General features: G+C 33.8%; 4 protein-coding genes. All 4 read left to right on the forward strand.

What is annotated here, in order from left to right:
* Positions 1 to 19: 19 nt before the first annotated feature.
* A complete protein-coding gene (locus A9G28_RS07575; RefSeq protein WP_065566379.1) occupies positions 20 to 211 on the forward strand; it encodes a hypothetical protein in 192 nt (63 codons plus the stop codon).
* A 53-nt stretch (positions 212 to 264) separates the two neighbouring features.
* A protein-coding gene (locus A9G28_RS07585) for an IS3 family transposase (RefSeq protein WP_442903260.1) occupies positions 265 to 1,346 on the forward strand; the annotation gives its coding sequence in 2 pieces (ribosomal slippage) (positions 265 to 511 and positions 511 to 1,346; 1,083 coding nt in all).
* An 8-nt stretch (positions 1,347 to 1,354) separates the two neighbouring features.
* Positions 1,355 to 1,567, forward strand: a complete 213-nt coding sequence (locus A9G28_RS07590) for a hypothetical protein (RefSeq protein ID WP_141674710.1) — start codon at positions 1,355 to 1,357, stop codon at positions 1,565 to 1,567.
* A gap of 40 nt (positions 1,568 to 1,607) precedes the next feature.
* Positions 1,608 to 2,019, forward strand: a 412-nt coding sequence (locus A9G28_RS07595) for a hypothetical protein (RefSeq protein ID WP_141674711.1), incomplete at its 3' end; no start/stop codon positions are given.

Consider the following 2,019-nt stretch of genomic DNA (forward strand, 5'->3'; position numbering starts at 1 on the left):
AATAAGGAATCAGATTTTTATGAAAAAAATAACACTATTAATAGCCATGGTGACAACCAGTGTTATTTGTTATGCTCAAGAGCCTTGTTTAAATAAAACATCTGTAGACGAGGCTTGGTTTCGTATTAATTCTAAATCTTATCAGTTTACAAATTACCTTTGTGATGATGAAAGTGCTGAAAAAGGGACCTGTAACTACCCCCTAAAATAGTACAGCAAAAAAGTAGAAAATTCTCTATGATAAAAGTAAAAGAGGATTTAATTATGAAAAAAATGACTGAACATCAAATCGTAGCTATTTTAAAAGAAGCTGAAGCAGGTATTCCCGTTAAAGAACTGTGCCGTCAATATGGCATGGGTAATTCAACTTTCTATAAATGGCGAGAAAAATACGGCGGAATGGAAATGTCGGATATCAAACGATTAAAGGAGCTAGAGGCTGAAAACCGCAAGCTTAAGCAGATGTTTGCCGAACTGAGCTTAAAATCCCAGCTTCAGGAAGAAATCATAAAAAAGCTTTAGTGCCAACTGAGGCACGTAAAACGTGGGCACAGCAACTACAACAAAATCATTCAGTTACTATTGCTATGAGCTGTGCCATTGTTGGTTTAAGCCGTTGTGCTTACTATTATCAAGCTAAGTTACAGGATGATTCGGTGATTGTTTCGGTGTTGAATGCTATCACAGACCGGCATTTACGCTGGGGCTTTCCTAAATGTTTTAATCGTATCAGAAAGCTCGGCTATCAATGGAATCATAAACGGGTATATCGGGTGTATTGTGAATTAAAGCTTAATCTCAGGGTAAAGCGTAAAAAACGCATTCCTCCACGATGCCCGGAAAGGTTATTAGTCCCCAATAAACAAGGTGAATGTTGGTCAATGGATTTTATGAGTGACAGTAGTCGTAATCAACGTCGCTTTAGGACATTCAATGTCATCGATGACTTTAATCGTGAGGCGTTAGGTATTGATATTGCAGTAAGCTTACCAGCAGGAAGGATTACCCGTTACTTAGATAAACTGGCCGAATATCATGGGTATCCATTAAAAATACGGGTCGATAATGGGCCAGAATTTACAGGAAAAACCTTTATAAACTGGGCTAAATCACATGATATAACCATTGATTATATCCAGCCCGGTAGCCCTTATCAAAATGGCTATATTGAACGATTTAATCGTACCTATCGTACTGAAGTACTCGATTTATATCTTTTTAACAACTTAGCGCAAGCAAGGAGAATAACTGAAGAATGGTTAACGGTTTATAACACCGAAAGACCGCATGAGGCATTAAATAACATGACACCGATTGAGTATAAAACACTAAAACAAGCAGCATGATTTTCTACGTGAGTTGTGTACTAAGTTTGGGGTATTTACAATCAGATTGGAAAAAAGATAAAGCATTTGTTAATGCTTTAGCTAAATTTCATTTTCGAACTTTTCGAATAGGAGAAGAAATTTATAACTTATTTAGTGGAATATCAGGAGTAGTAGATGGTGATAAGTTACATAATAGTCATTTGATACAGAAAAATTTGATTTTAATGCTATTAAAGTAATTGAATAATTAGAAATTTTAAATTAGCAGGATAACATGAAATGAAAAAAAATTGTTTAACTTTGATTTTATTTTTTATGTTTTCTATAGGATATGTACATTCAAATGAATCTCCGGATATTTGGGATTTTTATAAAGTTTCAAAAAATTCTGTTTCTGGAGGAGGATCCGATTCTGAAAGAGAAAGTTTAATAGAAAGATTTTCGAAAATTAAACTCATATTAATTGATGGAAAAGTTATAGTCGATACAATTTGTTTTATTCCATATGAGACAACAACAAAGATGACTTCCCCTTTATCTTATTGGAAAACTCCAGAAAAAGTAAAGGAGTATAAAAAAATTTTTTCAGCGGAAAAAATCCCTTTAAGATATCAATTTGAAGCAATAAAACTTCCTAATAATGACAAAGATGATTTATGCTTGGAAGAAGGTTTGACTGATTTAATAAGGA

This window comes from Gilliamella sp. Fer1-1 (genome assembly GCF_001690825.1).
In the GTDB taxonomy this organism is placed as follows: domain Bacteria; phylum Pseudomonadota; class Gammaproteobacteria; order Enterobacterales; family Orbaceae; genus Gilliamella; species Gilliamella apicola_C.